Annotated in this window: 23 protein-coding genes and 1 other annotated feature; of the genes, 5 read left to right on the top strand and 18 right to left on the bottom strand. The window is 27.1% G+C overall.

Going from position 1 to position 26,329, the window contains the following annotated elements; genetic code table 11:
- Positions 1 to 5: 5 nt before the first annotated feature.
- From CLTHE_RS00665 to CLTHE_RS00635, 7 genes are all read right to left on the bottom strand, one after another.
- On the bottom strand, positions 6 to 1,145 hold the full coding sequence (locus tag CLTHE_RS00665) for an acyl-CoA dehydrogenase (RefSeq protein WP_080021549.1): 1,140 nt from the start codon (positions 1,143 to 1,145) through the stop codon (positions 6 to 8).
- Positions 1,146 to 1,221: 76 nt separating this feature from the next.
- Complete coding sequence (locus CLTHE_RS00660) at positions 1,222 to 2,004, bottom strand: short-chain-enoyl-CoA hydratase (RefSeq protein ID WP_002598781.1); 783 nt, start codon at positions 2,002 to 2,004, stop codon at positions 1,222 to 1,224.
- A gap of 251 nt (positions 2,005 to 2,255) precedes the next feature.
- Positions 2,256 to 2,885 (bottom strand): redox-sensing transcriptional repressor Rex, encoded by a 630-nt coding sequence (locus CLTHE_RS00655; protein ID WP_080021548.1) that lies wholly within the window; start codon positions 2,883 to 2,885, stop codon positions 2,256 to 2,258.
- A 354-nt stretch (positions 2,886 to 3,239) separates the two neighbouring features.
- Entirely contained in the window at positions 3,240 to 5,705 is a 2,466-nt protein-coding gene (locus tag CLTHE_RS00650) for a heavy metal translocating P-type ATPase (RefSeq protein ID WP_080021547.1), read from the bottom strand.
- 11 nt (positions 5,706 to 5,716) lie between these two features.
- Complete coding sequence (locus CLTHE_RS00645; RefSeq protein ID WP_002598784.1) at positions 5,717 to 6,082, bottom strand: ArsR/SmtB family transcription factor; 366 nt, start codon at positions 6,080 to 6,082, stop codon at positions 5,717 to 5,719.
- A gap of 230 nt (positions 6,083 to 6,312) precedes the next feature.
- Positions 6,313 to 6,900: a zinc dependent phospholipase C family protein gene (locus tag CLTHE_RS00640; protein WP_158082630.1), complete on the bottom strand. Its 588-nt coding sequence runs from the start codon at positions 6,898 to 6,900 to the stop codon at positions 6,313 to 6,315.
- Between the two features lie 155 nt (positions 6,901 to 7,055).
- Positions 7,056 to 8,123, bottom strand: a complete 1,068-nt coding sequence (locus CLTHE_RS00635) for a mannose-1-phosphate guanylyltransferase (protein WP_002598786.1) — start codon at positions 8,121 to 8,123, stop codon at positions 7,056 to 7,058.
- Positions 8,124 to 8,503: 380 nt separating this feature from the next.
- On the opposite strand from CLTHE_RS00635, the gene CLTHE_RS00630 reads away from it, so the two are divergent.
- A complete protein-coding gene (locus CLTHE_RS00630) occupies positions 8,504 to 11,110 on the top strand; it encodes a cation-translocating P-type ATPase (RefSeq protein ID WP_080021545.1) in 2,607 nt (868 codons plus the stop codon).
- Between the two features lie 125 nt (positions 11,111 to 11,235).
- On the opposite strand, the gene CLTHE_RS00625 is transcribed toward CLTHE_RS00630, so the two are convergent.
- Positions 11,236 to 11,727: a TetR/AcrR family transcriptional regulator gene (locus tag CLTHE_RS00625; protein WP_158082636.1), complete on the bottom strand. Its 492-nt coding sequence runs from the start codon at positions 11,725 to 11,727 to the stop codon at positions 11,236 to 11,238.
- A 200-nt stretch (positions 11,728 to 11,927) separates the two neighbouring features.
- Between CLTHE_RS00625 and CLTHE_RS00620 the strand changes: the two genes are divergently transcribed.
- Positions 11,928 to 13,598 carry an MFS transporter gene (locus CLTHE_RS00620; RefSeq protein WP_080021543.1) on the top strand — a complete coding sequence of 557 codons (1,671 nt, stop codon included), beginning with the start codon at positions 11,928 to 11,930 and terminating at the stop codon, positions 13,596 to 13,598.
- A 222-nt stretch (positions 13,599 to 13,820) separates the two neighbouring features.
- On the opposite strand, the gene CLTHE_RS00615 is transcribed toward CLTHE_RS00620, so the two are convergent.
- The 5 genes from CLTHE_RS00615 to CLTHE_RS00595 all read right to left on the bottom strand — a co-directional run bounded on the left by CLTHE_RS00615 (position 13,821) and on the right by CLTHE_RS00595 (position 18,896).
- Entirely contained in the window at positions 13,821 to 14,705 is an 885-nt protein-coding gene (locus CLTHE_RS00615; protein ID WP_080021542.1) for an ROK family protein, read from the bottom strand.
- 20 nt (positions 14,706 to 14,725) lie between these two features.
- Entirely contained in the window at positions 14,726 to 16,102 is a 1,377-nt protein-coding gene (locus CLTHE_RS00610) for an aldehyde dehydrogenase (protein ID WP_080021541.1), read from the bottom strand.
- A 22-nt stretch (positions 16,103 to 16,124) separates the two neighbouring features.
- A complete protein-coding gene (locus tag CLTHE_RS00605; protein WP_080021540.1) occupies positions 16,125 to 16,835 on the bottom strand; it encodes a DUF3298 and DUF4163 domain-containing protein in 711 nt (236 codons plus the stop codon).
- Between the two features lie 235 nt (positions 16,836 to 17,070).
- Positions 17,071 to 17,877 (bottom strand): 23S rRNA pseudouridine(2604) synthase RluF, encoded by an 807-nt coding sequence (gene rluF, locus CLTHE_RS00600; protein ID WP_080021539.1) that lies wholly within the window; start codon positions 17,875 to 17,877, stop codon positions 17,071 to 17,073.
- Positions 17,877 to 18,896, bottom strand: a complete 1,020-nt coding sequence (locus tag CLTHE_RS00595; protein WP_080021538.1) for an anti-sigma-I factor RsgI family protein — start codon at positions 18,894 to 18,896, stop codon at positions 17,877 to 17,879. The genes rluF and CLTHE_RS00595 overlap by 1 nt, the downstream gene beginning before the upstream one ends.
- A gap of 280 nt (positions 18,897 to 19,176) precedes the next feature.
- Here CLTHE_RS00595 and ispF point away from each other — a divergent pair, with 280 nt between their 5' ends.
- The 3 genes from ispF to thrS all read left to right on the top strand — a co-directional run bounded on the left by ispF (position 19,177) and on the right by thrS (position 22,424).
- Entirely contained in the window at positions 19,177 to 19,644 is a 468-nt protein-coding gene (gene ispF / locus CLTHE_RS00590) for a 2-C-methyl-D-erythritol 2,4-cyclodiphosphate synthase (RefSeq protein WP_002598793.1), read from the top strand.
- A gap of 87 nt (positions 19,645 to 19,731) precedes the next feature.
- The gene (locus CLTHE_RS00585) at positions 19,732 to 20,145 is read left to right on the top strand and encodes an HNH endonuclease signature motif containing protein (RefSeq protein WP_002598794.1); all 414 of its coding nucleotides are present in this window, start codon (positions 19,732 to 19,734) and stop codon (positions 20,143 to 20,145) included.
- Positions 20,146 to 20,210: 65 nt separating this feature from the next.
- Positions 20,211 to 20,422: a binding site (T-box leader), on the top strand.
- 70 nt (positions 20,423 to 20,492) lie between these two features.
- Entirely contained in the window at positions 20,493 to 22,424 is a 1,932-nt protein-coding gene (gene thrS, locus CLTHE_RS00580) for a threonine--tRNA ligase (protein WP_080021537.1), read from the top strand.
- A 127-nt stretch (positions 22,425 to 22,551) separates the two neighbouring features.
- Here thrS and CLTHE_RS00575 read toward each other — a convergent pair whose 3' ends face one another.
- The 5 genes from CLTHE_RS00575 to CLTHE_RS16845 all read right to left on the bottom strand — a co-directional run bounded on the left by CLTHE_RS00575 (position 22,552) and on the right by CLTHE_RS16845 (position 26,148).
- Positions 22,552 to 23,433, bottom strand: coding sequence for a hypothetical protein (locus CLTHE_RS00575; RefSeq protein ID WP_080021536.1), 882 nt, complete (start codon positions 23,431 to 23,433; stop codon positions 22,552 to 22,554).
- A gap of 85 nt (positions 23,434 to 23,518) precedes the next feature.
- Positions 23,519 to 24,793 carry an O-acetylhomoserine aminocarboxypropyltransferase/cysteine synthase family protein gene (locus tag CLTHE_RS00570; protein WP_080021535.1) on the bottom strand — a complete coding sequence of 425 codons (1,275 nt, stop codon included), beginning with the start codon at positions 24,791 to 24,793 and terminating at the stop codon, positions 23,519 to 23,521.
- 21 nt (positions 24,794 to 24,814) lie between these two features.
- Positions 24,815 to 25,366: a 5-formyltetrahydrofolate cyclo-ligase gene (locus CLTHE_RS00565; RefSeq protein ID WP_080021534.1), complete on the bottom strand. Its 552-nt coding sequence runs from the start codon at positions 25,364 to 25,366 to the stop codon at positions 24,815 to 24,817.
- Between the two features lie 152 nt (positions 25,367 to 25,518).
- The gene (locus CLTHE_RS00560) at positions 25,519 to 25,893 is read right to left on the bottom strand and encodes a RidA family protein (protein WP_080021533.1); all 375 of its coding nucleotides are present in this window, start codon (positions 25,891 to 25,893) and stop codon (positions 25,519 to 25,521) included.
- Between the two features lie 99 nt (positions 25,894 to 25,992).
- Positions 25,993 to 26,148 (bottom strand): hypothetical protein, encoded by a 156-nt coding sequence (locus tag CLTHE_RS16845; RefSeq protein ID WP_169840769.1) that lies wholly within the window; start codon positions 26,146 to 26,148, stop codon positions 25,993 to 25,995.
- Between the last annotated feature and the right edge of the window lie 181 nt (positions 26,149 to 26,329).

Genomic DNA, 26,329 nt, shown 5'->3' with positions numbered 1-26,329 from the left:
CCTTTTTATCTTAACTTGCTTCCTGCGATAACCATTTTTTGAACTTCTGAAGTACCTTCATAAATTTCAGTTATCTTAGCATCTCTCATCATTCTTTCTACTGGGTACTCTTTAGTGTATCCATATCCACCGAATATTTGTACTGCTTTAGTAGTAACTTCCATTGCTACATCTGCAGCGAAAAGTTTAGCTCTTGCAGCATCTACTGTGTATGGAAGACCTGCTTCTTTTAAGAATGCTGCTTTATATACTAAATGTCTAGCTGCTTCAACTTTAGTATCCATTTCTGCAATCATCCATTGTAATCCTTGGAATGCTGCTAATGGTCTATTGAACTGTTTTCTTTCTTTCATGTATGCTACTGCTTCTTCTAATGCACCTTCTGCAATTCCTAAAGCTTGAGCTGCTATACCAATTCTTCCTCCATCAAGAGTTTTCATTGCTATTGCAAATCCTTTTCCTTCTTTACCAATTAAGTTTTCTTTTGGTACTACACAGTTTTCCATTATAAGTTCTGTAGTTGATGAAGCTCTAATTCCTAATTTATCTTCTACTTTACCTACTGAGAAACCTGGGAATGATTTTTCAACTACGAAAGCTGAAATTCCTTTTGTTCCTTTACTCTTATCTGTCATAGCAAATATAACGAAAGTTTCTGCAACTCCACCATTTGTTATGAATATTTTTGATCCATTTAAGATATAATTATCTCCTTCTAAAACTGCAGTAGTTTGTTGACCTGCTGCATCTGTACCAGCTCCTGGTTCAGTTAATCCGAAAGCACCTATTTTTTTACCTGTTGCAAGGTCTCTTAAGTATTTTTCTTTTTGTGCTGGATTACCAAATTGGTTGATAAGTGAAGCACAAAGAGAAGTGTGAGCTGAAAGTATAACTCCAGTTGTACCACATACTTTTGATAATTCTTCTACTGCTAATATATATGAAAGAGTGTCTCCGCCAGCTCCTCCGAATTCTTTAGGAAATGGAATACCCATCATTCCTAATTTAGCCATTTTTTCAACGTTTTCCATTGGAAATCTTTCTGTTTCATCGATTTCAGCTGCAATTGGCTTTACTTCGTTTATAGCGAATTCTCTAACCATTTGTCTTACTAATTCTTGTTCTCTAGTTAATTGGAAATTCATTTAAATTGCCCTCCTATTCATTACACCCTGATTTTTTATATAAAATAATCTTTGTTTTTATTATCTAATTTACTAATTATTTATTTTGGAAATTCTTTTCTCTTCTCTCCATAAAAGCAGTCATTCCTTCAGTTTGATCTTCTGTTGAGAAACATTTTCCAAAATCTTCTGCTTCTATCATTATTGCTTCATCCATTCCAACTTGCATTCCTCTGTTAATTGCATCTTTACAAAGTCTAACTGCTATTGGAGCATTAACCATTATTTTGTTTGCCATAGCTTTAGCTTCATTCATAAGTTCTTCTAAAGCTACTACTTTATTAACTAATCCTATTCTTAAAGCTTCATCTGCCTTTATAATTTCTCCTGTATAAATAAGTTCTTTAGCTTTTCCAAGACCAACTATTCTAGGTAGTCTTTGAGTTCCACCAAATCCTGGTGTTATTCCAAGTCCTGATTCAGGTTGAGCGAATTTAGCTTTTTCTGATGCTATTCTTATATCACAACTCATTGCAAGTTCGCATCCCCCACCTAAAGCAAATCCTGATATAGCAGCAATTACAGGCTTGTCCAAAGTTTCTAATCTTCTGAAAACTTTATTTCCTAAGATTCCAAATTCTCTTCCTTGTTCTTCATTTAGATCTTTCATTTCTGATATATCTGCACCTGCAACAAATGACTTTTCTCCAGCCCCTGTTAAGATTACAGCATAGATATTATTATCTTTTTCTAAATCATCAATTACTGTATTTAAATCTTTTAAAGTTTCTGAATTTAAAGCATTTAATGCTTTTGGTCTATTGATAGTTACAATAGCTAAGTTTCCTTCTTTTTCAAGAAGTACATTTTTTAATTCCATACTAAAGTCCTCCTTAATACAACCCTCTTTATTTTAAATAGCAAATTTTATACTTTCTTGTTCATTGTTAACATTTTATAGTAAATTTTATCTGTTTGTTAATAATATAACAAACAAAAGCAAAAAAATAATTGAAGTCTTTCAACTTCAATTACAATTATAATACTTCGTTAAATTTTTTGCAATATCCTTTGTGAAAAATTATACAATTTTTTTACCTTCATCCAATCAATAATTAAATTTATATTTTTTTATTTATTATGTAAAAGATAAATAAGTGTAAGTAAACTTTCACTTAAATGTACATTTTCAACAATAACATCATCTGGAACTACTAAATCTACAGGTGCAAAGTTCCAAATAGCTTTAATTCCACCTGCTACAAGTACATCACAAACTTTTTGTGCATTTATTCTTGGAACACAAACAACTCCAATATCTATTTTATTGTTTGCTAAAAATTTATCTAACTCATCAATATCTTCAATTGATATATCTCTTATTTTTATTCCTATAAGCTTTGGATTTGCATCAAAAATCCCCTTTAAATCAAAGCTCATTTTTCCAAATCTAGTATAATTAGCAATTGCTTGACCTATATTCCCAGCTCCAACAATAACTCCATTATGCACATTATCCAATCCTAAAATAGTACTTATTTTACTACTTAATTCTCTTACATTATAGCCGTATCCTTGTTGCCCAAAATCACCAAAGCAATTTAAATCCTGTCTTATTTGTGATGCAGTGAATCCTATCTTTTCCCCTAATTCTTTTGAAGATATTCTATCAACATCATTTTTTAATAATTCATTTAAATATCTATGATATTTAGGCAATCTTTTTATAACAGCCATAGAAATATTTTTTTTCTTTTCCATCTCTATGTCTCCTTACTCTACTAATTCTCTCCCAAAATCTTGAGATGTGAAATTTTTAACTATTATTTTTTATTCTACCATATTTATATGTATTTAATCCATTTTTTTAAAATTACTTTTTCTATTAACTTTTTACTATGTGTATTTATTATTTAATATGTATTGCTAAATTTAAAGAAAAAATAAAGTTTATGCATAAATATATTTACACATAAACTTCATCCCAGTTTTATAATAAAGCATTAAGCTTTATAAGATGAGAATAAAATTATTCTCTAATGCCTTTTCCCTCTCGCCTGAAAGTTCATTTAGAATTATACTTACTTAATGAACTTTTGTCAATGGAATTAGTTGTTATTTAAGCGCTCTCATTGAATTTAAAACTGCTATTAAAGTAACTCCTACATCAGCAAAAACTGCTTCCCACATATTAGCAAGTCCAAATACTGCCATTAATAAAACTAAAAATTTAATTCCTAATGAAAAAATTATATTTTGCCATAGAATTTTATTTGTTTTTCTCGCAAGCAATATTGCTTCTTTTAATGCTAAAGGATTATCTTTCATTAAAACTACATCTGCTGCTTCTATAGCTGCATCTGAACCTATTCCTCCCATAGCAACTCCTAAGTCAGCTCTAGCAAGTACTGGAGCATCATTTATTCCATCTCCTATAAATGCTACACGATTAACTTCTTTAGATTCTATTATATTTTCTAGTTTTTCAACTTTATCTACAGGTAAAAGCTCTGAATGCACTTCATCTAATCCAAGTTCTTTACCAACTGCATCTCCAACCTTTTTATTATCACCAGTTAGCATTACAACTTTCTTAACACCAATTTCTTTTAGAGCTTGTATTGCTTCTTTTGAATCTTTCTTTATTTTATCTGATATAGTTATATAACCTTTAAAAACATTATTAACTGCTACATATACTATTGTTCCTAAACTTTCTATTTCATTTACTTTTATATTATTTTCTTTCATAAGCTTAAAGTTACCTACTAGCACATTATTACCTTCAATATCTCCGCTTATTCCCATTCCTGAGATTTCTTTATGATTTGTAACTTCTATTTCGTCTATATCTTTTTGTTTGCTTAATTTGTATTCATCTACAATTGATTTTCCTATTGGATGGTTAGAAAACTTCTCACAAGCTGCTGCATATTGAAGAACTTGCTCTTTTTTAAATTCTTCAACTGTTTCAATTTTAGTAACTCTAAATACACCTTCTGTTAAAGTTCCTGTTTTATCAAAAACAACTGCATCTAGATCTTTTAATATTTCTAAATAGTTTCCACCTTTAACTAATATACCTTTTTTAGATGCACTACCTATTCCAGCAAATAGTCCTAATGGAACTGAAATTACTAATGCACATGGACAAGATACTACCAAGAATATAAGTGCTCTTGAAATCCATTGTCTTATATTTGCATCTGGTAATACTAATGATGGTATTACAGCTAAAGCTATAGCTGAAAAAACAACTACTGGAGTATAGTATCTTGAAAACTTAGTTATAAATTTTTCTGTTTTTGCTTTTTTACTACTTGCATTTTGAACTAACTCTAATATTCTAGCAACTGTTGATTCTTCAAATTCACTTTTTACTCTAATCTTTATTGTACCAGTTATATTTATACTTCCAGCTAAAAGTTCTTCTCCAACTTTCTTTTCCATAGGAATTGATTCCCCAGTTAAAGCTGAAGTATCTACACTTGTATTTCCTTCTATTATTTCTCCATCTAAAGGAACTCTTTCACCTGGTTTAACTAAAATTATTTGATCTATCTGAACTTCTTCTGGACTAACTTTTGTTATATTTCCATTTTCAAATAAATTCGCATATTCAGCTTTTATATCCATAAGAGAACTTATAGATTTTCTTGATTTGTTTACTGCATAACTTTGGAACATTTCTCCTATTTCATAAAATACCATAACTGCAACACCTTCTGGGTATTGTCCAACTGCGAATGCTCCTAATGTTGCTATAGTCATTAAGAAATTTTCATCAAAAAAGTTTCCTTTAAATATATTTTTAACTGCAATCCATATTACTTTATATCCTACTAATAAATAAGCAATTATAAAGAAGTATATAGAAATATTACTTTTTTCTCCTAAGAAAATCCCTACAATGTATATGAATATTCCTACTATTAATTGTATATTTTCAAGTATCATATTCATAAATTTATTTTCTTTTTTCTCATCTTCTTTATGACTGTGTCCATGCTCATGTCCTGTACAACATCCATCTTTACAACCATGTCCACTATCACTTCTTTGCATATCATTTCCACTTGTCATTGAATATTTTTCAACAACTACGTTAGGTTCTAACTTATTTACAGCTTCTTTTATTTTATTTATCATTTCCTCTTCATTTAAACCACTATATTCAACTATTAATAATTTAAATGAAAAGTTTAAAGTACAACTTTTTACTTCATCAAATTCTGAAACTATATTTTCAATTTTCCCAGCACAATGTGCACAGTCTAATCCTTTAAGTGATAATTTAATTTTATTACTATTCCCATGTCCACTTTCTGTTCTTTGTGTATTTTTTCCACGTGACATTGAATATTTTTCAACAACTACATTTGGTTCTAACTTATTTACAGTTTCTTTTATCTTATTTATCATTTCTTCTTCATTTAAATCACTATATTCAACTATTAGTAATTTAAATGCAAAGTTTAAAGTACAACTTTTTACTTCTTTAAACTCTGAAACTATATTTTCAATTTTTCCTGCACAATGTGCACAATCTAGTCCTTTAAGTGACAATTTAATTTTACTCATAATTTCACCTCCTATTCATTTACGTGGTTAAGACCTTCATTAAATATTCTCATTATATGTTCATCATCTAGAGAATAATAAACCACTTTTCCTACACGCTTAAACTTAACTAATCTATTTACTTTTAATGTTCTAAGTTGATGTGATATAGCTGATTGTGTCATATTTAAAAGTGCTGCTAAATCACATACACACATCTCTGACTCATATAAAGCGCATATTATCTTTATTCTTGTTGTATCTCCAAATACTTTAAAAAGCTCTGCCAAATCATATAGTGTTTCTTCTTTAGGCAATTTATCTTTAACTTTTGTTATTGTATCCTCATGAATTATTGTACAATTGCATTTATCTATCTTTATTTCATTGGACCCCATCTTTCATCCTCTCTTTCATATGAGTAATTGTTCATATGTTCATTATATGAATGTGAAGTGTTTTTGTCAACTTTATTTTTAAAATTTGTTTTTTTAATTTTTTTATACGTCATTATAAATAAATATGTTACTATACTTAATAAATATTACTGTAAAATAAAAATATTTTTATAAAGACTAAGAGGCTTGAATTCATGAATTCAAGCCTCTTAGTCTTTTAATTATTTTAATTAATTTACTATTGTTTTATTATTTAAGTTGTTTATATTTTCACTGTTAGACATAATTGTTTTCAATATCATATGCACTATACTGTTACATATATAATATGCAAAATTTAAATCATTTAAAAAACTTTCTTTTTTCCTATACATTTCCTGAGTTTTATCTATAAATTCTCTAATATCTTTTACTTCTAACCTATCAAGTCTCATTAAAGATACATCATAATGTTTTGCAATTTTGGCAAGTTCTCTTTCATAATTAACATGTTGCCTCATTGAATTCTTAAATTCCCATCTTTGGGCATGTGGTATACAATAGTAATCACATAAAAAATGACATATAACTCCAAGTTCTGCACTAAATTTACCGGTTCCATTTTGAATAACCTCATCTGGAGTCATATTTGCTAAATCTTCTATCATTTCTAATATCATATCACTACTTTCATCAAAATAGTGTTTTGTAAATTTATACTTTGACGCACAATCTGGCTTTATTGTTCCCCATATAAATCTATTCTTACTTATTAAAAATTTCTTATTATCATCTATATTATCGTATAATATGTTAGCTACTAACTTATGAGTATTCATTAACACTTAAGGTCACATCCTTATTTTTTTAATTATATATCTAAACCCTATTAATAATTATACCTCATAATAAAGTTTTTTATGTGGAAAAATTTATTGAATTTTTAATTAATTTAAAAAGCTACCTCAAAAATTAGAGATAGCTTAATTATATCCTATAAGTATTTTTTATATTTTTCTTCTGATTCCAATTTTGTAAGTAAATGTTTTATCTCTTGATCACGCTTTTTATCCATAACTAGTAATACATCTCCGGCATCTACAATAACTAAATCTTTCACGCCAAGACCTATAATTAAATTTTTTCCTCCAAAAACTGCACAATTTTCACAATCATCTAAATAAGAATTTTTGGATATAAAATTACTTTCCTTTCTATCTAAAAATCTGCTTAAAGCTGTAAAACTTCCAATATCATCCCAATGAAAATTACATTTTATAACATAAGCTTTTCTTGTTCTTTGCATTACTCCAAAATCAATAGAAATACCATTTATACTATCATATTCTTTTAAAATAACCTCATCTTCATCTTCTGCCCCAATGTGTCTATATATTTCCATTAAAGATTTATATACATTAGGAAGATACTTTTCTATTTCTCTTAAAATTATATCTGCTCTAAATACAAACATCCCTGAATTCCAAAGGTAGTTTCCAGTAAAAATAAATTCTTTCGCTACATCTAGATTTGGCTTTTCTGTAAACCTTGCTACCTTATAAGTGGCTATATCCCCACTAACCTGCTCGCCCATTTCTATATAACCATAACCAATCTCTGGTCTAGTAGGTTCTATCCCTAATGTTACTATAGCTTTTCTTCTATTTGCTAATTCTATAGCTTGGGCTAAAGTATTTACATATTCTTTTTCATCTTCAATGTAATGATCTGAAGGCAATACTATCATAACAGCATCTTGATCTTTTTTTAAAAGTTTTACTGCAGACAAGCCTATGCATGTTGCAGTTTCTTTATTCATAGGTTCTGTTATAATATTTTCTTTATTGATGTCTTTTAATTCATCTTTTATCTGATCTTCATAATCCTTATTTGTTACAATATACATATTATCCTTTTCTATTAAAGGAGCTATTCTTTCTACAGTATTTACTAGAAAGCTTTTTTCATTTATAACATCTAAGAATTGTTTTGGGCGATTCATCCTTGATAATGGATATAATCTACTCCCTTTTCCTCCAGCTAATATAAGTCCGTATATCATTATTTCCAACTCCATTTAGCGTTATATTTTAGTCTATGTTTTTTAATAAATTTTGTGAATTTAAACATTGCTTATATAATATTTGACTCTCTATTTCATATTCCAATTATTACAATTTAATTTAATATATTTTTCTTTTATTAATAAATCTTGACATTTATATGAATTTAAATTAATATTATATTAATAAGAAATTTAATCCAATCTTGTTAAGAGGGAGTAGTATTAAATATAGCATCAACAATCTCGACTAAACGTCTGGTGTTATATACCTATATAATTAGGTTACGAGACTTTTAATATAAATTCCGAAATTTTTTCGTAATTTATATTAAAAGTCTTTTTTATTGGAAATATTAATTTTGAAAGGAGTTTTTTTTATGAATAATTTTTTTAACAAATCTATTGTAGATATATTAAAATTTTTTAATTCTACAAAAAATGGTCTATCAAAGGATGGATTACAGAAAAATTCTGATTTATATGGAAAGAATATTTTAAATGAAAAGAAAAAGAAAAGTACAGTTCAAGTTTTCTTTGAACAATTTAAAGACTTACTTGTAATTATACTTATCATTGCTGGTATTGTTTCTATGTTTGCTAAAAATGTTGAAAGTACTATTGTTATATTTGCAGTTATTATTTTAAATGCAATTCTTGGTACTATCCAACATGTAAAAGCTGAACAGTCTTTGAATAGTTTAAAAGCACTCTCTGCTCCAAATGCTAAAGTTATGAGAGATGGAGTAAAATTAGAAATTCCATCTTCTGAAGTAGTTCCTGGAGATATTTTAATTCTAGAAGCTGGTGACTTAGTTTGTGCTGATGGTAGAATAATAGAAAATTATTCTTTACAAGTTAATGAAAGTGCATTAACTGGTGAATCTGAAAGTGTTACTAAAATATCTGACTTAATTGATAAGGATGAAGTTGCTCTTGGTGACCAAAAAAATATGGTTTTCTCAAGTTCATTGGTAACTTATGGACGTGCTTTAGTAGTTGTTACTGCTACTGGTATGAATACCGAGCTTGGTAAAATTGCTACTTTAATGGAGCAAACACAAGAGAAGAAAACTCCATTACAAATTACTCTTGATGATTTTTCTAAAAAATTAGCTATTATAATTCTTGTTATATGTGCTATTGTTTTTGGATTAAGTATTTATAGAAAAATGCCAATAATTGAATCTTTAATGTTTGCTGTTGCTCTTGCAGTTGCTGCTATTCCTGAAGCTTTAAGTTCTATTGTTACTATAGTTCTTGCAATAGGAACTCAAAAAATGGCTAAAGAAAATGCTATCATCAAATCTTTAAAGGCTGTTGAAGGTCTTGGTTCTGTATCAATTATATGTTCTGATAAAACTGGTACATTAACTCAAAATAAAATGACTACTAAACAACTTTATGTTGATGGAAAACTTATTAATTCAGAAGATTTAGATTTAACTAATGAAGTACACAATTATTTATTAACTAGCTCTATTCTTTGTAATGATTCTACTTCAGTAGATGGAAATGAAATAGGTGATCCAACTGAAGTTGCTCTTGTAAATCTTGGTCATATATATAACATAAAAGAAATAGAATTTAGAGAAAAAATTGAGCGTTTAAGAGAAATTCCATTTGATTCTGATAGAAAGCTTATGAGTACTCTTCACGATTTTAATGATAAAACAACTTTATTTACTAAAGGAGCTTTTGATGTTCTTTTAGATAGATTAAAATATATTAAAACTTCTTCTGGAGTTAGAGAAATAACTTCTGAAGATAAGCAAAATATTATAGATGTTAATATGGAACTTTCTCAAAATGGTTTAAGAGTTCTTGCTTTTGCTTATAAAGAACTTCCTTCTGTTAAAGATATTACTATTGAAGATGAATTTGGATATACATTTATAGGTTTAATTTCAATGATTGACCCACCAAGAGTTGAATCTGCTGAAGCTGTTAAAGATTGTATATCTGCTGGAATTAAGCCAATTATGATTACTGGTGACCATAAAATAACAGCATCCGCTATTGCAAAACAAATTGGTATACTTAGAGAAGGTGACATGGCTATTGAAGGTTTAGAACTTAATAGAATGTCTGAAGATGAACTTATGGAAAAACTTGAACATATTTCAGTTTATGCAAGAGTTTCTCCAGAACACAAAATAAGAATAGTTAATGCATGGCAAAACAAAGGAAAAATTGTAGCTATGACTGGTGATGGGGTAAATGATGCTCCTGCTCTTAAGCAAGCAGATATTGGTATAGCAATGGGTATTACAGGAACTGAAGTTTCTAAAGATGCTTCTTCAATGATATTAACTGATGATAACTTTGCTACAATTGTAAAATCTGTTGCTAATGGTAGAAATGTTTATGCTAATATAAAGAATTCAATCAAATTCCTTTTATCAGGTAATACTTCTGCTATAATCGCTGTACTTTATGCATCTTTAGCTGCTCTTCCAGCTCCATTTGCTCCAGTACACTTATTATTTATCAATCTTGTAACTGATAGTTTACCTGCTATTGCAATTGGAGTTGAAAAAGGAAGAAAAGATATATTAAATGAAAAACCAAGAGATAGTAAAGAATCTATTCTTACAAAAGGATTTATAAAAGAAATTGCTTTTGAAGGTATTGTAATTACTATATTTACTCTTTTTGCATTTTATATTGGTCTTAAATCTGGAAAAGAAGTTGCTAGTACAATGGCATTCTCAACACTTTGTTTAGCAAGATTATTCCACGGATTTAACTGTAGAGGCAAACAATCTATATTTAAACTTGGATTATTTACTAATAAATATAGTTGGTATGCATTTATAACTGGTGTAGTTTTAGTTAATATTGTTTTATTTGTTCCTGGAGTTACTGATTTATTCGAAGTTGCACCTCTTAGTGCTAGTAATGTTGGATTAATATACTTATTCGCTTTCTTACCAACAGTTATAATTCAAATTTCTAAAATGATACGTGAAAGTATAAATAAATAATTTAAAAGGACTAATCTTAAAGATTAGTCCTTTATTTTATAAATAAAATTCAAAATCTAAAACTAATTTTTATATTAATCATATATTTTATATATTCTTACTAAAAAGCCTCTTTATCTTTTATTTTATATATCACACTTTATTTTATTTAAATGCTTTCCCCATATCTTTGCTAATTCTTCTGGATTATCTGAGAAACCTTTTCTAACCCAATGTTGAAGCATATTCCAATATCCACCTGAAATAAAAATTATAAAGTACTCTAAATCTTTACTCATTTCTTCCTCACCTTTCATCATGAGTCTAAATCCCCGCATATATAAGTCGTATTGACAATTAACTATATTAAATAGATTATTTTCAAAAATTAAATTTAAAAATTCTTTACGCCTGTACCAAAATTTAAAATATTCATATGCCAATTTTTCGGCTTCAATATCTTTATCAATATGAACTTCATTTGAAAATTCTCTAAACATCATATCAATACTTTTTTTAATAACATCCTCTTTAGATTTAAAATTTCTATAAAAAGTTTTTCTTGCAAGCTCTGCTTTGTTGCAAAGTTCTGTTATTGAAATATCTTCAAAATTCTTTTCTTTTAATAATTCAAACATAGAATTGCAAATTAACTTCACGGATCTATCACTCTTTTTTCTTATGTTAAAATCTCCCATGTCACACAAACTTCCCTTCTGTGTAAGTTAGTTCTATTCTATTGACTATATTTTCTTATTTAATTATAATCTAGTTTATCAAAAGTAACAAATGTGACACTTGATTATACAAAAGAAAAAATTTTTAGGAGTGAAAACAAATGAAAAAAGCATCAACTAAAGTCGCTATGATAGTTTTCCTTCTAGGTATTGCTATGGGAGCACTAGATTCTGGGATAGTATCTCCAGCTAGAAACATAATTGCCAGTGGTTTAAATGTAAGTCAATCATCTAGTATTTGGATGATTACAATCTATACTCTTGCTTATGCTGTAGCAATGCCTGTTATGGGTAAACTTTCAGACAAATTTGGAAGAAAGAAAATTTATATGATCTCAATTATACTATTTGCTGTAGGTTCACTTCTTTGTGGACTTTCAAACATATTCGAAAGCTATTCAATGCTTCTATTATTTAGAGTTATTGAAGCTATTGGTGGCGGTGGTATTATGCCAATTGCTACTACTTATATTGGAACATCTTTTCCACCAGAAAAAAGAGGTTCAGCTCTTGGTTTTATAGGAGCAATATTTGGAATATGTACAGTTGTTGGACCAACTTTAGGTTCCGGATTATTACAAATATTTAGTGATAAAAATTGGGGGGTTTTATTCTTTATAAATATCCCTATAAGTATTATAGTAATTATTTTAGGATTAAAACTTGAGGAAAGTATTGGAGATACAGAAAAATCTAAGCTTGATCTTAAAGGTTCAATAGTTCTTGGAGTTTTAATACTTTCTATAATGTATGCACTAACTAATTTAAAATTTGATAATTTCTACAAATCATTAACTTCTAAGGATGTACTTCCTTACTTAATTATATTTGTAATTTGCATACCACTATTTATTTTTGTTGAAAAAAAAGCTCAAGATCCAGTATTGAATTTAAATTATTTTAAAAATAAAGATATAGTAATAACTCTTACTATAAGTTTAATAGTTGGTTGTGGACTTATGTCATTAGTATTCTTACCACAATATAGTGATAATGTTCTTAAATTACCTTCTGGTACTGGTGGATATTTCTCTACTATATTTGCAGTATTTATGGGAATATCATCTGTTGTTAGTGGTAAATTAATAGATAAAATTGGAGCTAAAATAGTTCTTTTATTAGGATTTATAATTTCAATTTCAGGATGTCTGTATTTTGCATTAGTAACTTCTAACCATCCAGGATTAGCTAATTTACTTATAGGTATAGCAATTCTTGGATTTGGATTTGGATTCACTTTTGCAACTCCACTTAACTATTTAATGTTAAAACTTGTTCCTGAATCTCAGGCTACAATGGGACAATCTACCGTTGCGCTTGTTCGTTCAATTGGAGTTGCTGTTGGCCCTAACTTTTTAGTTAACTTTATTTCAACAGCTGCACAAAATGTTCCAAAAAATATTGCTAAGGCTATGCCTAAATTACCTGAATCTATGACTCATGGCGCTAATTTGATGAGTGGAGGAAGTGTTAGTAACACATTCCAAAATGCTTCATCTAATAATATTTATGATTTAATTCATAATTTAGTTGTAGGTAAATTAGATCATGTTGGAAAGCTTATGGGTAATAACCCACAATTTATAAATTTTAAAACACATTATTTAAGCCAATTAGCTGGTGCAAAAGATTCTATAACAACTGCTTTCCAAAGCACACTTGACAAAGGATATGCTAATCTTTTTATGGCTTCTGCAGCTTTCTGTATAATAGGTCTTATATTAGCAATATTCATATCTAAAAATGGTAAAGAAAAATTTTTAATTGAGTAAAATTAATGGACTAGTTTTAAATAACTAGTCCATTTTCAATATAATAAATATATAATATATATTAGTTTTAGTGTATTGGTTTAATATTTCTAATATACATAATGTATAAAATAAAAATAATAATTCTATAATAACAAGAACATTTATTAAATATAAAACATAAATGCTCTCTGCTATAAAATTCTACATATTTTTATAATTAATATTATAGATCGTAACTTTTTAAGAATTTAAATAATTATATACAGCTCCAATAAGTCCTGCATCATTTTTATGTTTACAAACTTCTATTTTCGCATTAATATCATTCCACCAAAGAATTTTATTTAATGCTTTTTCAACACCTTCTAAAAAGTTTTCTCTTTCACTTATTCCTCCACCTATAATTATTTTTTCTGGATTAATTATAGCTGATAGATTTGCTATTCCAATTGCTAATGAAGTATACCACTCCTCTATAAGTTCTTTAACTTTAGTATCTTTTTCTCCTTCTAAAAATACCTCTTTGCCTTCAATCTCTACATTAGAATCTATTCCTTTATATTTTTTGTATTTATCTATCAATGCTATAGTAGAAGCTTTTTTACTCATAATGCTGTCATTTACATCATCTTTTTCTAGCCCTTCACAAACCATAAAACCAAATTCGCCACCTCTAAAAGAATATCCACGAACTATTTTTCCATTTACAAATAATCCTCCACCAATTCCTGTTCCAACAGTTATGCAAATAAAATTATCACATTCTACAGCATTTCCATTAAATTTTTCTGCAAGCGCTGCACATTTTCCATCATTTTCTATAGTTGCATTTAAGCCTGTCCTATCTTTAATAATTTCAGTTATACTTTTATTTACCATACATTGAATAGCATAACAAGCTGTTGGCATCCCTTTTTCTACATTTATGAATCCTGGCATACTTAAAGCTACACCTTCAATTTCATTTTTCTTTTCTTCAATTATTTCTATTAAACTATTTATAAAAACTTCTTCTGATTCTACTCTTGTCTTTATTTTCCCTTTTTCTAAAATTTCACCTAATTCATTTAATACTCCAAACTTTATATTAGTTCCTCCAATATCAAATGCTAATATTTTTCTCATATAAACTCCCCCATTTCCTTTTACTTCATAACTTTTTTAAGTAATTTTATTTTATCTTTAAAAGGTGCAAATCTTATATTAAATTCAATAAATGTACCTCTTTTTACAACTGATCTACTATGTGAAAAAGTTTCAAAGCTTGCTTTTCCATGATAATCACCCATTCCACTATTTCCTACTCCTCCAAAAGGTAATGATGTTTGTGCTACATGAATAACAGTATCATTTATAGTAACTCCTCCTGAAGTTGTATCTTTTAATACTTTTTCTATATTACTAGAACTTTCTGAAAAGTAATATAAAGCTAATGGTTTTGGTCTACTATTCACAAAATTAATAGCTTCATCAATATCTGAAAACTCTATTACTGGTAATATTGGTCCAAATATTTCATTTTCCATAACAGGGCTATTAGCTTGTACATCTGTAAGTATAGTTGGATGTATAAATCTATCACTTATATCATACTCTCCACCATAATATATTTTTCCATCATTAAAATATTCTTTTAACTTTTCAGTATCACGCTCTCTTATTATTCTTGGATACTCTTCATTATTTTTTATATCTTTTCCATATTGTTTTTCTATCTCTTCAACTAATTTCTTTAAAAGTTCATCTTTTATATCTTTATGAACCATTAAATAATCTGGAGCCACACAAGTTTGTCCAGCATTTAATAGTTTTCCCCAAACTATTCTTTTAGCAGCTAATTCTATTTTACTATCTTTATCAACTATACATGGACTTTTTCCTCCAAGTTCAAGTGTTAATGGAGTTAAATTTTTAGCTGCTGCTTCCATAACTATCTTCCCTACACCTACACTTCCAGTAAAGAATATATAATCATAAGGTGTATTTATAAGTTCAGTTACTGCTTCTTTTCCTTCTGTTGGGGCAACTACTTTTATATAATTTCCTTGAAAAATTTTATTAATTACTTTCTCAAGTAATAAGGCTGTATTAAGAGAACTTTCTGATGGCTTTATAACTGCACAATTTCCAGCACTAATTGCACCTATTAATGGAGCAATAACTAATTGAAATGGATAATTAAATGGTCCTATTATAAGAGCAACTCCATAAGGTTCCTTATAAATATAATTTTTGCTTGGAAAATATATAATTGAACTCTTAACTTTTTTCTTTCTTACCCAATATCTTAAATTTTTTAGGTGTATATTTATTTCATCATATACTATACCTATTTCTGTTGCATATCCTTCAAATTTACTTTTCCCTAAATCTTTATTTAAAGCTATCAAAAAATCCTCTTCATTTTCTTTAATTGCTTTTTTTAATTTTTTTAATGCATCTATTCTAAAATCAATATTTTTTGTCTTCCCTGTCTTAAAAAATTCTTTTTGATCTAAAAATACTTTTTTTAAATTCCCCATCTCTTCACCTCATTTAATCTCTTTAAAATTTATTATAATTTAAACCATCTTTTAAATCATTTAAATTTATTTTAAATTGAATTATTCCTCCTGCATAAGGAGCTAGTTCATATAATCCATAATATATTATTAAGTTTGTAGAATCTAGATAAAATAATGTGCTATTATCTATTCCTTTAAATTTTGAACCTTTGTCAAAATATTTATCTTTATTGCTTGCTATTTGTTCTCTTATAATATTATCTATTTTACTCTTATAATCATAATTAATGTTAAACAAATCACTTAAATTTAAAATTTGTCCAGTTTTCTTATCTATATTATATGCTTTTCTATATGTCATACCATGAGCTCCGCCAAAATATTGATAATAATCTATAAACAAACTTATAATATTTTCTGTTTCTCTTGTTTTAGAATATACTGAACTTAATTCATAATTCGAACAAGTATTACCTCCAGCTTGTGCATCTTGTTCAGCTCTTTTTGCTTCTTCTATATAAACATTTGTATTATTATCTATAATTTCATTTGCAATTATCCCTATGCTTCCCTTTATATATGGAATATTCATATTTACATTTAAACATTTAGTTTTTTGATTTATTTTTTTATCAATTATAGTTCCATCCTCTAGAGCATATGAAGTTATCCACATACATTGTGTGGAAACTGTTAATAAAATTATTATCCACAAACTCTTTAAGTTAAGTCTATAAGCCCTTTTTACCATACTAATTTTTCTCCTTTTGTATATTTTTTTACATAGAATCTCATATTTTTCACTTATTCTGCACTAAAAAACATTTTATCTACAGGAATATCAACAAACTTGTAACAAGTTATCCACAGGCACCTGTGGACACTGTTAGTAATTTTTTGTATTAACATACTTTTTTTGATAATTATATAATTTATTAAAAAAAATAGCCCACAGATATTATTTATCTGTAGACTATTTATTATTCCTATTTTCTAGAATTTTTTATTAATTCATTTAAATCTCTAAGCTCTTTATAAGTTAGATTTCTCCATTCCCCTATTTTCAAATTACCTAAATTAATATTCATTATTCTAATTCTCTCTAATTTAGTAACTTCATATCCTAAGGCTTCACACATTCTTCTAATTTGTCTATTTAATCCTTGAGTAAGTATTATTCTAAATACTTTCTCACCTTCTTTTTTTACAAAACATTTATTAGTTATAGTATCTAATATCTCAACTCCATTGCTCATTCTATTTATGAATTCTTGAGTTATCTTTTTATTTACAGTTACTATATATTCTTTCTCATGATAATTACCAGCTCTAAGTATCTTATTTACTATATCTCCATCATTAGTCATTAATATAAGACCTTGTGAATCTTTATCTAATCGCCCAATATTATATATTCTTTTTTCATGATTTACAAAATCAACTATATTTCCTTTTACTTTTTTTTCTGAAGTACAAGTTATTCCAACTGGTTTATTTAAAGCTATATAAACTAGTTCTTCCTCTTTACTAACAACCTTCCCATTAACTTCTACTTTTTGACCCTTTTTTATTTTCTGACCCATTAAGGCTTTTTCACCGTCAACGTAAACTTTACCTTCTTCAACTAATTTATCTGCTTCTCTTCTTGAGCAATATCCAGTTTCAGCTATATATTTATTTAATCTAATCTCTTCTGGTCTATCATCATGAATTATAACTTTTTGATTAACCTTTTTGCTAGTTTCCTTTTCTTTTCCTCTTTTGTTTATATATTTATATCTAGTTCTATTCATTAATCTTCTTCCTTTTGGTTTTTTATTATTGTGTATAACTTATGTTGTATACCATTATTATTTATATCTACATTTATCTTATTCTTATAAATATATTCACCTGTTTTCTTTAATGTTTTTATATTAACAGATGTTCCATTTATAGTTATTAACAATCCCTTTTCAGGCATCATTTTATTTTTTTCCGCATATTTTATTGTATCCAAAATTGCTGTATCTAAATTTTCTCCATTAGGTTTTATTTCATTTAATAAAGCTTCTCCCTTTTCAGTTTTTGAATATGAATATAAAACTTTATTAAATCTATTTGTTTCCATTTTAATTTGAGATGTTGTGTGAATCATTATAGTTGTTATTTTTTTATTATACTGATAAAAGAACCCTCCTACTAGTACCATAATTATAATAAATCCTAAAAAAAGCTTTAACTTATTCTTTTTAAAAAAGCTTTTACCACTGCTATAATGCTCTTGCCCTATTTCTACATCTACTTTTTTTGTCTTTATAATTTCACCTGTACTAGTTAAAAGATTAATTGAATGCTCATTTTTCTTTATAACTAGTCCTTTGCTATTCTGCTCTTCTTCCATAACACTTAAATTTTGTGAAGAATTTGTTTTTTCTAAATCTACTATTCTAAAATAATCCTGAATAAATTTATAGTTTGGATTTGAAAATAAAATAGTATAAAAAATTATGTACTTTGACCATTTATCTATAAAATTTTTTCCTATTCTCGTTTTTCTACTAAGAAGACTTATATTAAGTTTTCTTCTTTCATTTAAAATTTCTAAAAGCTCTACATCATTCATTATAAAAAAAGCTAAATTCAACATTAAATTCCTTACATCATATGTTGGATTTAATTTTGATAATTCTTTTATGTGCACATCATAAAGATATACTTCTTTTCTTAGTAAAGAAAGTTGTTCCCCTCTCTTCTTATCAAATTCTTTTCCTACAGATAATAAACTTGCTGCTTTTGAAAAAGCATATTTATTCCTCTTAAATTTTATCACAATACCCCATCCTCATACTTCTTTTATATATTTACAATTATACCCTAAAAATAAAAAATTTTTAACTAATATAGTTAAGAAAAAACTATATGTTATCAATATTATACTTATTTTAATATACTATACTATAAATTATTTTTATCAGGATTAATTATGAGGAGAAAAAACGTGATTTATGTAGATTTTAAATACAAAAAAGCTAAAGTACCATACCCTTTCTTCTTTGTTACAAATATTTATGTTAAAATTAAAGAAGATTTTTTAAAGAGGTGATATTTTTATGCGTATTGGACTTGGATATGATGTTCATCGTTTAGTAAAAGATAGAGATTTAATATTAGGTGGAGTTAAAATAGACCATACTCTTGGACTTTTAGGTCATTCTGATGCTGATGTTTTAATTCATGCAATAATGGATGCTTTATTAGGTGCTTCAGCCCTTGGAGATATTGGTAAGCATTTCCCTGATACTGATCCAAAATATAAAGGTATTTCTAGTATAAAGCTTTTAGAGGCTGTTGGAAAACTTCTATATGATAATGGATTTACAATTGGAAATATTGACTCCACAATAATAGCCCAAAAACCTAAAATGGCTCCTCATATTCAAATTATGAGAGAAAATATATCAAATGCTTTAAATATAAATATAGACCAAATAAATATAAAAGCTACAACTGAAGAAAAACTTGGTTTTACTGGTGAAGAACTTGGAATATCATCACAAGCAATTTGCCTTCTTTTATAATAAATGGATTTGATTCTTCCTGTTTATTAATTTATAATTTTCCTATAAAGTTATTAAACATAATTTTATAATAAAGGAGGATATATATTGTACTTTTGCGAGATTTGTAAAAAACCAGCTGATATACATCATATAGTTCATCGCTCTGAAGGTGGCTTTGATATAGAAATTAACTATATGCACTTGTGTAATGAACATCATAGAGGTAAAAATGGACCACATCATAATATTGAAAAAGATATAGAATATAAGATAAATCTTCAAAAGAAACTTTATAAAATATTAAATAAGCCTTATTATTCAATTAAAGAATTAATGACTATTTTAAATGCATCTAAAAATATTGTTAAACGAATTACAAAAGATCTTAAACTTTATAAAGAAGGATATAAAAAAGATCATATAATTTTTTCAATAATGGGAAATTCTTATTATCCTGAAGATTTACTTCAAACTTTAGAATTACAAAATATTTGTAATGAAATATACAAAATAGAATAATTATATTTACAGTTTATATGTTGACATATACAATTGTAATTACTATAATATATACAAAATCAATAATTAACGCATTGACGAGAAAGAGTATGTTATACAACTCACTTCCAGAGAGAAAATACATTAGCTGAAAGTATTTTTATTTGAGCATAACAGAAAACCACCTCCGAGCGACTTTAATACAGTCCGGTTTTATCACGTTACGATAATAAAAGTGATTCATATAATTTTATATGAATAATTAGAGTGGAACCACGGATATTACTTCGTCTCTATAGTTTTCTATAGAGCCGAAGTTTTTTTATTTTGAAATCAATTAAGAATATATAACGAGAGGAGTTTTAAAAATGATAAAAGTTACTTTAAAAGACGGTTCAGTTAAAGAATTTGAAGCTGGAGTTTCTATATTAGACGTAGCAAAAGGAATAAGCGAAGGATTAGCAAGAAATGCACTTTGCGGAATGGTTAATGATAAAGTTGTTGACCTTAGATATATTTTAAATGAAGATGCAGAGGTTGCTATCTGCACTTTTGATTCTCAAGAAGGAAAAGATGCTTTAAGACATACAGCTTCACATGTTTTAGCTTATGCTGTTAAAAGACTTTTCCCAGAAGCTAAAATTGCTATAGGACCTGCTATAGAAAATGGATTTTACTATGATTTTGATAAAGAAAATGCTTTCTCTGCAGAAGATTTAGAAAAAATTGAAACAGAAATGAAAAAAATAGTAAAAGAAAATCCTCAAATTGAAAGATTTGAACTTCCAAGAAATGAAGCTTTAGAGCTTATGAAAGATGAACCTTATAAAGTTGAGCTTATAAATGATTTACCAGAAGGAGAAATAATTTCATTCTATAAAATAGGTGATTTTACTGATCTTTGTGCTGGTCCACACATAATGGCTTTAAAACCAATTAAAGCTATTAAACTTCTTAGAAGCGCTGGTGCTTACTGGAAAGGTGACGAAAAAAATAAAATGCTTTCAAGAATATATGGAACTGCATTCTTAAAAGCTAAAGACTTAGAAGAACACTTAGAAGCTTTAGAAGAAGCTAAAAAAAGAGACCACAATAAATTAGGAAGAGAATTAAAATTATTTATGACTGATGAAAAAGTAGGTCAAGGTCTTCCATTATTAATGCCAAAAGGAGCTAAAATAGTTCAAGTACTTCAAAGATGGATTGAAGATGAAGAAGAAAAAAGAGGATATATTTTAACTAAAACTCCTCTAATGGCTAAAAGTGATCTTTACAAAGTTTCAGGACACTGGGATCACTATAAAGATGGTATGTTTGTTTTAGGTGATGAAGAAAAAGATGATGAAGTTCTTGCTTTAAGACCTATGACTTGTCCATTCCAATACACAATATACAATGCTGAACAACACAGCTACAGAGATCTTCCATTAAGATATGCTGAAACTTCTACTCTATTTAGAAATGAAGCTTCAGGTGAAATGCATGGTCTTATAAGAGTTAGACAATTTACTCTTGCTGATGGACATTTAGTTGTTACTCCAGAACAATTAGAAGATGAATTTAGAGGGGTTGTAGATCTTATAGACTACGTTATGACTACTCTAGGAATAGAAAAAGATATAACTTACAGATTCTCAAAATGGGATCCAAAAAATAAAGAAAAATATATTGATAATCCAGAAGCTTGGGAATCAACTCAAGATATAATGAGAAATATATTAAATCACTTAGGAATAAACTATGTTGAAGCTGATGATGAGGCTGCATTCTACGGACCAAAACTTGATATCCAATTCAAGAATGTTCATGGAAAAGAAGATACAATAATCACTGTTCAAATAGACTTTGCTCTTGCTGAAAGATTTAATATGACTTATGTAGATAAAAATGGAGATAAAAAATTACCTTATATAATTCACAGATCTTCAATTGGATGTTATGAAAGAACTCTTGCAATGCTTATTGAAAAATATGCTGGAGCACTTCCAACTTGGCTTGCACCAGTACAAGTTAAATTACTTCCAATCTCAGATAAATACAATGATTACGCTGATGAAGTAATAAGAAGCTTAAGAAATAGCGGTGTTAGAGTTGAAGGTGATTTCAGAGCTGAAAAAATCGGATATAAAATTAGAGAAGCTAGACTTGAAAGAGCTCCTTATATCATAGTTGTTGGTGAAAAAGAAGCTAATGAAAAATCAGTTTCTGTAAGAAGTAGAAAAAATGGTGATGAAGGATCAATGAATTTTGAAGAATTCAAAGCTAGACTATTAAAAGAAATAGAAACTAAAGAAATCTAATAGAAAAAGAAATTTTTCTTTCCACAATATTTTATAAATTTGTGGATTAATTCTCTCATTACTTGAAAGAATGTGTAAATAATTAATATTTTAATATAAAAAGACAGCTTATTTTAAGCTGTCTTTTTTATATTCCAGTTATAATATCCACTTTTTTTATTTTTATCTCTTTTTCTTCTGACACCACACATTTCTTTAAAAACTTTTTAAATATCTTACTTGTATCTTTTACGAAAAACTCATTTAAATCAAACTCAAATTCTTTTGTAGTTCCATTTATAGGACAGAAATAAATAACTTCATCTGAATAATTATCTGACATATATTCAACTATTTTTTCATCTAAAACAGGTGAAATAACAACATATCCAGCCTCTAAATTTTTCTTCTTATTAGTTAGTGAATACATAGATATTCCTAAGTCTTTGTCATCAATCTTTTCTTCTTCTAAGTTATATTTATTTCCATAGAACTCTAAAATCGATTTTAACTTTGCATCAAAAGAATTCCCATCAAATTTTTCTAATCTAAATTCCACATTTTCATTGTACTCTTTTATTATTCTTAAAATATCATCATATTCTAATTCAGCACCATTTATTCTATTTATATCTAAAGATTGTTCTTCAATTATTATGTTATTAGCAAAATTTATTTTTTTTGCTTTTGACTCTTTTTTAATAGTTTCATTTTTATTTACTATAGGCTCTTCAATTTTATTTTCTATCTCTTCTATTTTTTCTTCATTCTCTTTTTTAACTACTTTTTTATTTTCATTAAAATCACCGTTTTCTATATCCTCTATTTTTCTTTTAAGTTCTTCTTCATATATCTCTTCATAAGTTTTTACTCTTACATATTCACCTTCAAATTTAAATTTATTTGATTCTCTTAATACTTTTAAAATCTCTTCTTTATCTAAATGTGGAAACCATAAATTTAACATATTTATATTCATTTTCTGTAACTTAGATAACATAACCTCTAGTTTTCTTGATACATCTTCCATTTTAACTTCCTCCTAAAAAATACCCTTGTTTATTATCGTATATATTAAAAAAAAATTTTATATAATACATAAAAATTTTTATAAACTATATTTTTAAAAACGCATTCTCAAAATCTATAATTATGTCGTTTATATCTTCTATTCCAACTGAAACTCTCATCATATCCTTTGTAACACCACTTTCTATTTGTGCTTTTTCATCAAGTTGGTTATGTGTTGTTGTTGCTGGATGAAGAATTGATGTTCTTGAATCTCCTAAATGTACAACTAAAGAAGTTAATTTTAATCCTTTCATAAATTCTTTAGCTTCCTTTATTCCACCTTTTATTCCAAAGTTTAATATACCACTAGCTCCATTTTCTAAATATTTTGTTGCTTTATAATATTCATTACTATCTTCTAAAAAAGGATAATTTACAAAACTAACTTTTGGATGATTTTTAAGCCACTTTGCTAACTTTAATGCATTATATGAATGTCTTTCCATTCTTAAATGTAATGTTTCCAATCCTAAATTCGTTAAATAAGCATTAAATGGATTAAGTCCATTTCCTAAATCTCTAATAAGTGTTACTCTAAGCTTGACACTATAAGCTGCCTCTTTAAAAGTATCTACATATCTCATTCCATGATAACTTGGATCTGGTTCTGTAAGTTCAGGAAATTTTCCATTATTCCAATTAAAATTCCCCCCATCTATTATAATTCCTCCTATAGCTTGGGCATGTCCATCAGAATACTTTGTTGTAGAGTGAATAACAATATTTGCTCCATGCTTTATTGGATTACAATGTATTGGAGTTGCAACTGTATTATCTACAATTAATGGAATTCCTATATTTTTTGCTACTTTTGAAAACTTATCTATATCAAGTATATTTAAACTTGGATTGCCTATAGTTTCTCCATATATAAGTTTAGTTTTTGAATCTGCTAATGAAACTATCTCCTCTTCTTTAGCATCTGGATTTACAAATCTAACTTCTATCCCAATATTTTTTAGATTTACAGTAAATAAATTAATTGTTCCACCATACAAAGTAGTTGTAGATATAATATTTTCTCCTGCTTTACATATATTTAAAATAGCATTTAATATAGCAGCTTGTCCTGAAGATGTAGAAACCGCCCCTACTCCACCTTCAAGTTCAGCATATTTTTTTTCTAAAGCCTCTACTGTAGGATTTGATATTCTTGTGTATAAATGTCCTTCTTCTTCTAAATTAAAAAGTCTTTCTAAATGATCTGGATCATCATATTTATATGTTGTAGTTTGATAAATAGGAAGAACCCTTGGTTCTCCAACTTTAGGTTCATAGCCTCCTTGTACACAAACTGTTCCTCTCTTATAATTTCCCATAAATTCCGCCCCCATAAAATATTATTTTCTTTTTAAAGCCCTATTTTCTGTAATTAAATAATCGTATTCTATATCATGTTCTTCCATTGGTATTTTATCTATTATCTGAATTTCATAACATAAAGATATTTTTAAAACTTCATTTTTATTCATTAAATATCTATCATAATATCCGCCACCATATCCTATTCTTCCACCATTTAAATCAAATGCTAACCCTGGTAATATCATTAAATCTATTTTATCTGGTTTTTTATTAAAATTATCTTTTGGTTCTAAAATTCCCATTTTATTTTCTTCTAAATCTTCTAATGAATTTATCTTTATAAAATCCATTTCTCTATTTTTCTTAATTCTTGGAACAAAAACACTTTTTCCTTTTTCTAAGCTTATTTTTATTATCTCTTTTGTATTTATTTCTGATTTATAATTAACATAAATACATATATTTTCTGCTTCTTTATATTCTTTTAGATTAATAAATTTTTTAATTATTTTTCTATCTAAAGTTTCTCTTTCTATTAAATTATCTCTTTTTTCTGAAATATTTTTTCTAATTATCTTTTTATTCATATGTATCACCTAATTTTTTAATAAAATTTATATAATTATACTATAACATAAATCATTTAAATTTTAACATAATTATAATTTTTTCCCAAAATTATTATATCAAAAAAAGCAGCCTATAAAAGGTTGCTTTTTATATAGTAATTAAATTAAATTTATAGATATGCAATTACCTCTACTTCACATAGCACATTTTTAGGTAATTCTTTAACAGCTACACATGATCTTGCAGGTGCATTAGTTATGTATTTTCCATATACTTCATTAAAAGCTGCAAAATCTCCCATATCAGCTAAAAAACAAGTTGTTTTTATTACATGATCAAAATTTGCTCCAGCTTCTTCTAAAACAGCTTGTAAATTTTTCATTACTCTTTCAGCTTGAACTTTTACATCACCTTCAACAACTTCCATTGTTTCTGGATCTAAAGCTATTTGTCCTGATGTAAACAACATATTATTAAATTTTATAGCTTGTGAATATGGTCCTATAGCTTGTGGTGCCTTATTTGTGCTTATTTTTTCTATCATTAAATCCTTCCTCCTATGAATACCAAAATTTCTAATTTTACTTATATAATAATTATAAAATCATTCCAATTATTAGTCAATTCATAAGATTTTATCTAACTACTTTATTGATTCTTCTAAATCCATTATTACCATTCTTAAAACTTCTAATTTTGCTCTAGCATTTTGATTATGTGGCAATTGTTGTAATCCTAAAGTTAAACATTGTTCTGTATCTTTATACTCATCTATAAGATTTAATATTTTTTCGTTCATCTATATCACCCCTAACTTTTGTTTATATCTTATATTATTAATGAGTTAGATTATTTTATTCATAATATTGTATTTTTTCCAAATACTTAATAAAAATTTAAATCATAATCATATTTTTTTAAGAATCAAAAAAATAATACAACTTATGAAAATACTTTTTTTTGAAAACTCAAAATAATAT

This window comes from Clostridium thermobutyricum DSM 4928 (assembly GCF_002050515.1).
Lineage (GTDB): Bacteria > Bacillota > Clostridia > Clostridiales > Clostridiaceae > Clostridium > Clostridium thermobutyricum.
The sequence above is the reverse complement of the archived record's forward strand: the minus strand, read 5'-3'. Positions and strand labels throughout refer to the sequence as shown.

Excerpts from the sequence above, each read along its gene's own strand:
- thrS (WP_080021537.1), top strand. The coding sequence starts at position 20,493 with ATGATAAAAGTTACTTTAAAAGACGGTTCAGTTAAAGAATTTGAAGCT.
- CLTHE_RS00655 (WP_080021548.1), bottom strand. The coding sequence starts at position 2,885 with ATGGAAAAGAAAAAAAATATTTCTATGGCTGTTATAAAAAGATTGCCT.
- CLTHE_RS00665 (WP_080021549.1), bottom strand. The coding sequence starts at position 1,145 with ATGAATTTCCAATTAACTAGAGAACAAGAATTAGTAAGACAAATGGTT.
- CLTHE_RS00640 (WP_158082630.1), bottom strand. The coding sequence starts at position 6,900 with ATGAATACTCATAAGTTAGTAGCTAACATATTATACGATAATATAGAT.
- CLTHE_RS16845 (WP_169840769.1), bottom strand. The coding sequence starts at position 26,148 with ATGAACGAAAAAATATTAAATCTTATAGATGAGTATAAAGATACAGAA.
- CLTHE_RS00660 (WP_002598781.1), bottom strand. The coding sequence starts at position 2,004 with ATGGAATTAAAAAATGTACTTCTTGAAAAAGAAGGAAACTTAGCTATT.
- CLTHE_RS00625 (WP_158082636.1), bottom strand. The coding sequence starts at position 11,727 with ATGTTTGAATTATTAAAAGAAAAGAATTTTGAAGATATTTCAATAACA.
- CLTHE_RS00605 (WP_080021540.1), bottom strand. The coding sequence starts at position 16,835 with ATGGTAAAAAGGGCTTATAGACTTAACTTAAAGAGTTTGTGGATAATA.
- CLTHE_RS00575 (WP_080021536.1), bottom strand. The coding sequence starts at position 23,433 with ATGGAAGATGTATCAAGAAAACTAGAGGTTATGTTATCTAAGTTACAG.
- rluF (WP_080021539.1), bottom strand. The coding sequence starts at position 17,877 with ATGAATAGAACTAGATATAAATATATAAACAAAAGAGGAAAAGAAAAG.
- ispF (WP_002598793.1), top strand. The coding sequence starts at position 19,177 with ATGCGTATTGGACTTGGATATGATGTTCATCGTTTAGTAAAAGATAGA.
- CLTHE_RS00560 (WP_080021533.1), bottom strand. The coding sequence starts at position 25,893 with ATGATAGAAAAAATAAGCACAAATAAGGCACCACAAGCTATAGGACCA.
- CLTHE_RS00650 (WP_080021547.1), bottom strand. The coding sequence starts at position 5,705 with ATGAGTAAAATTAAATTGTCACTTAAAGGACTAGATTGTGCACATTGT.
- CLTHE_RS00645 (WP_002598784.1), bottom strand. The coding sequence starts at position 6,082 with ATGGGGTCCAATGAAATAAAGATAGATAAATGCAATTGTACAATAATT.
- CLTHE_RS00635 (WP_002598786.1), bottom strand. The coding sequence starts at position 8,123 with ATGATATACGGACTTATATTAGCTGGAGGAAAAGGGAGTAGATTATAT.
- CLTHE_RS00570 (WP_080021535.1), bottom strand. The coding sequence starts at position 24,793 with ATGGGAAATTATAAGAGAGGAACAGTTTGTGTACAAGGAGGCTATGAA.
- CLTHE_RS00610 (WP_080021541.1), bottom strand. The coding sequence starts at position 16,102 with ATGGGGAATTTAAAAAAAGTATTTTTAGATCAAAAAGAATTTTTTAAG.
- CLTHE_RS00630 (WP_080021545.1), top strand. The coding sequence starts at position 8,504 with ATGAATAATTTTTTTAACAAATCTATTGTAGATATATTAAAATTTTTT.
- CLTHE_RS00620 (WP_080021543.1), top strand. The coding sequence starts at position 11,928 with ATGAAAAAAGCATCAACTAAAGTCGCTATGATAGTTTTCCTTCTAGGT.
- CLTHE_RS00615 (WP_080021542.1), bottom strand. The coding sequence starts at position 14,705 with ATGAGAAAAATATTAGCATTTGATATTGGAGGAACTAATATAAAGTTT.
- CLTHE_RS00565 (WP_080021534.1), bottom strand. The coding sequence starts at position 25,366 with ATGAATAAAAAGATAATTAGAAAAAATATTTCAGAAAAAAGAGATAAT.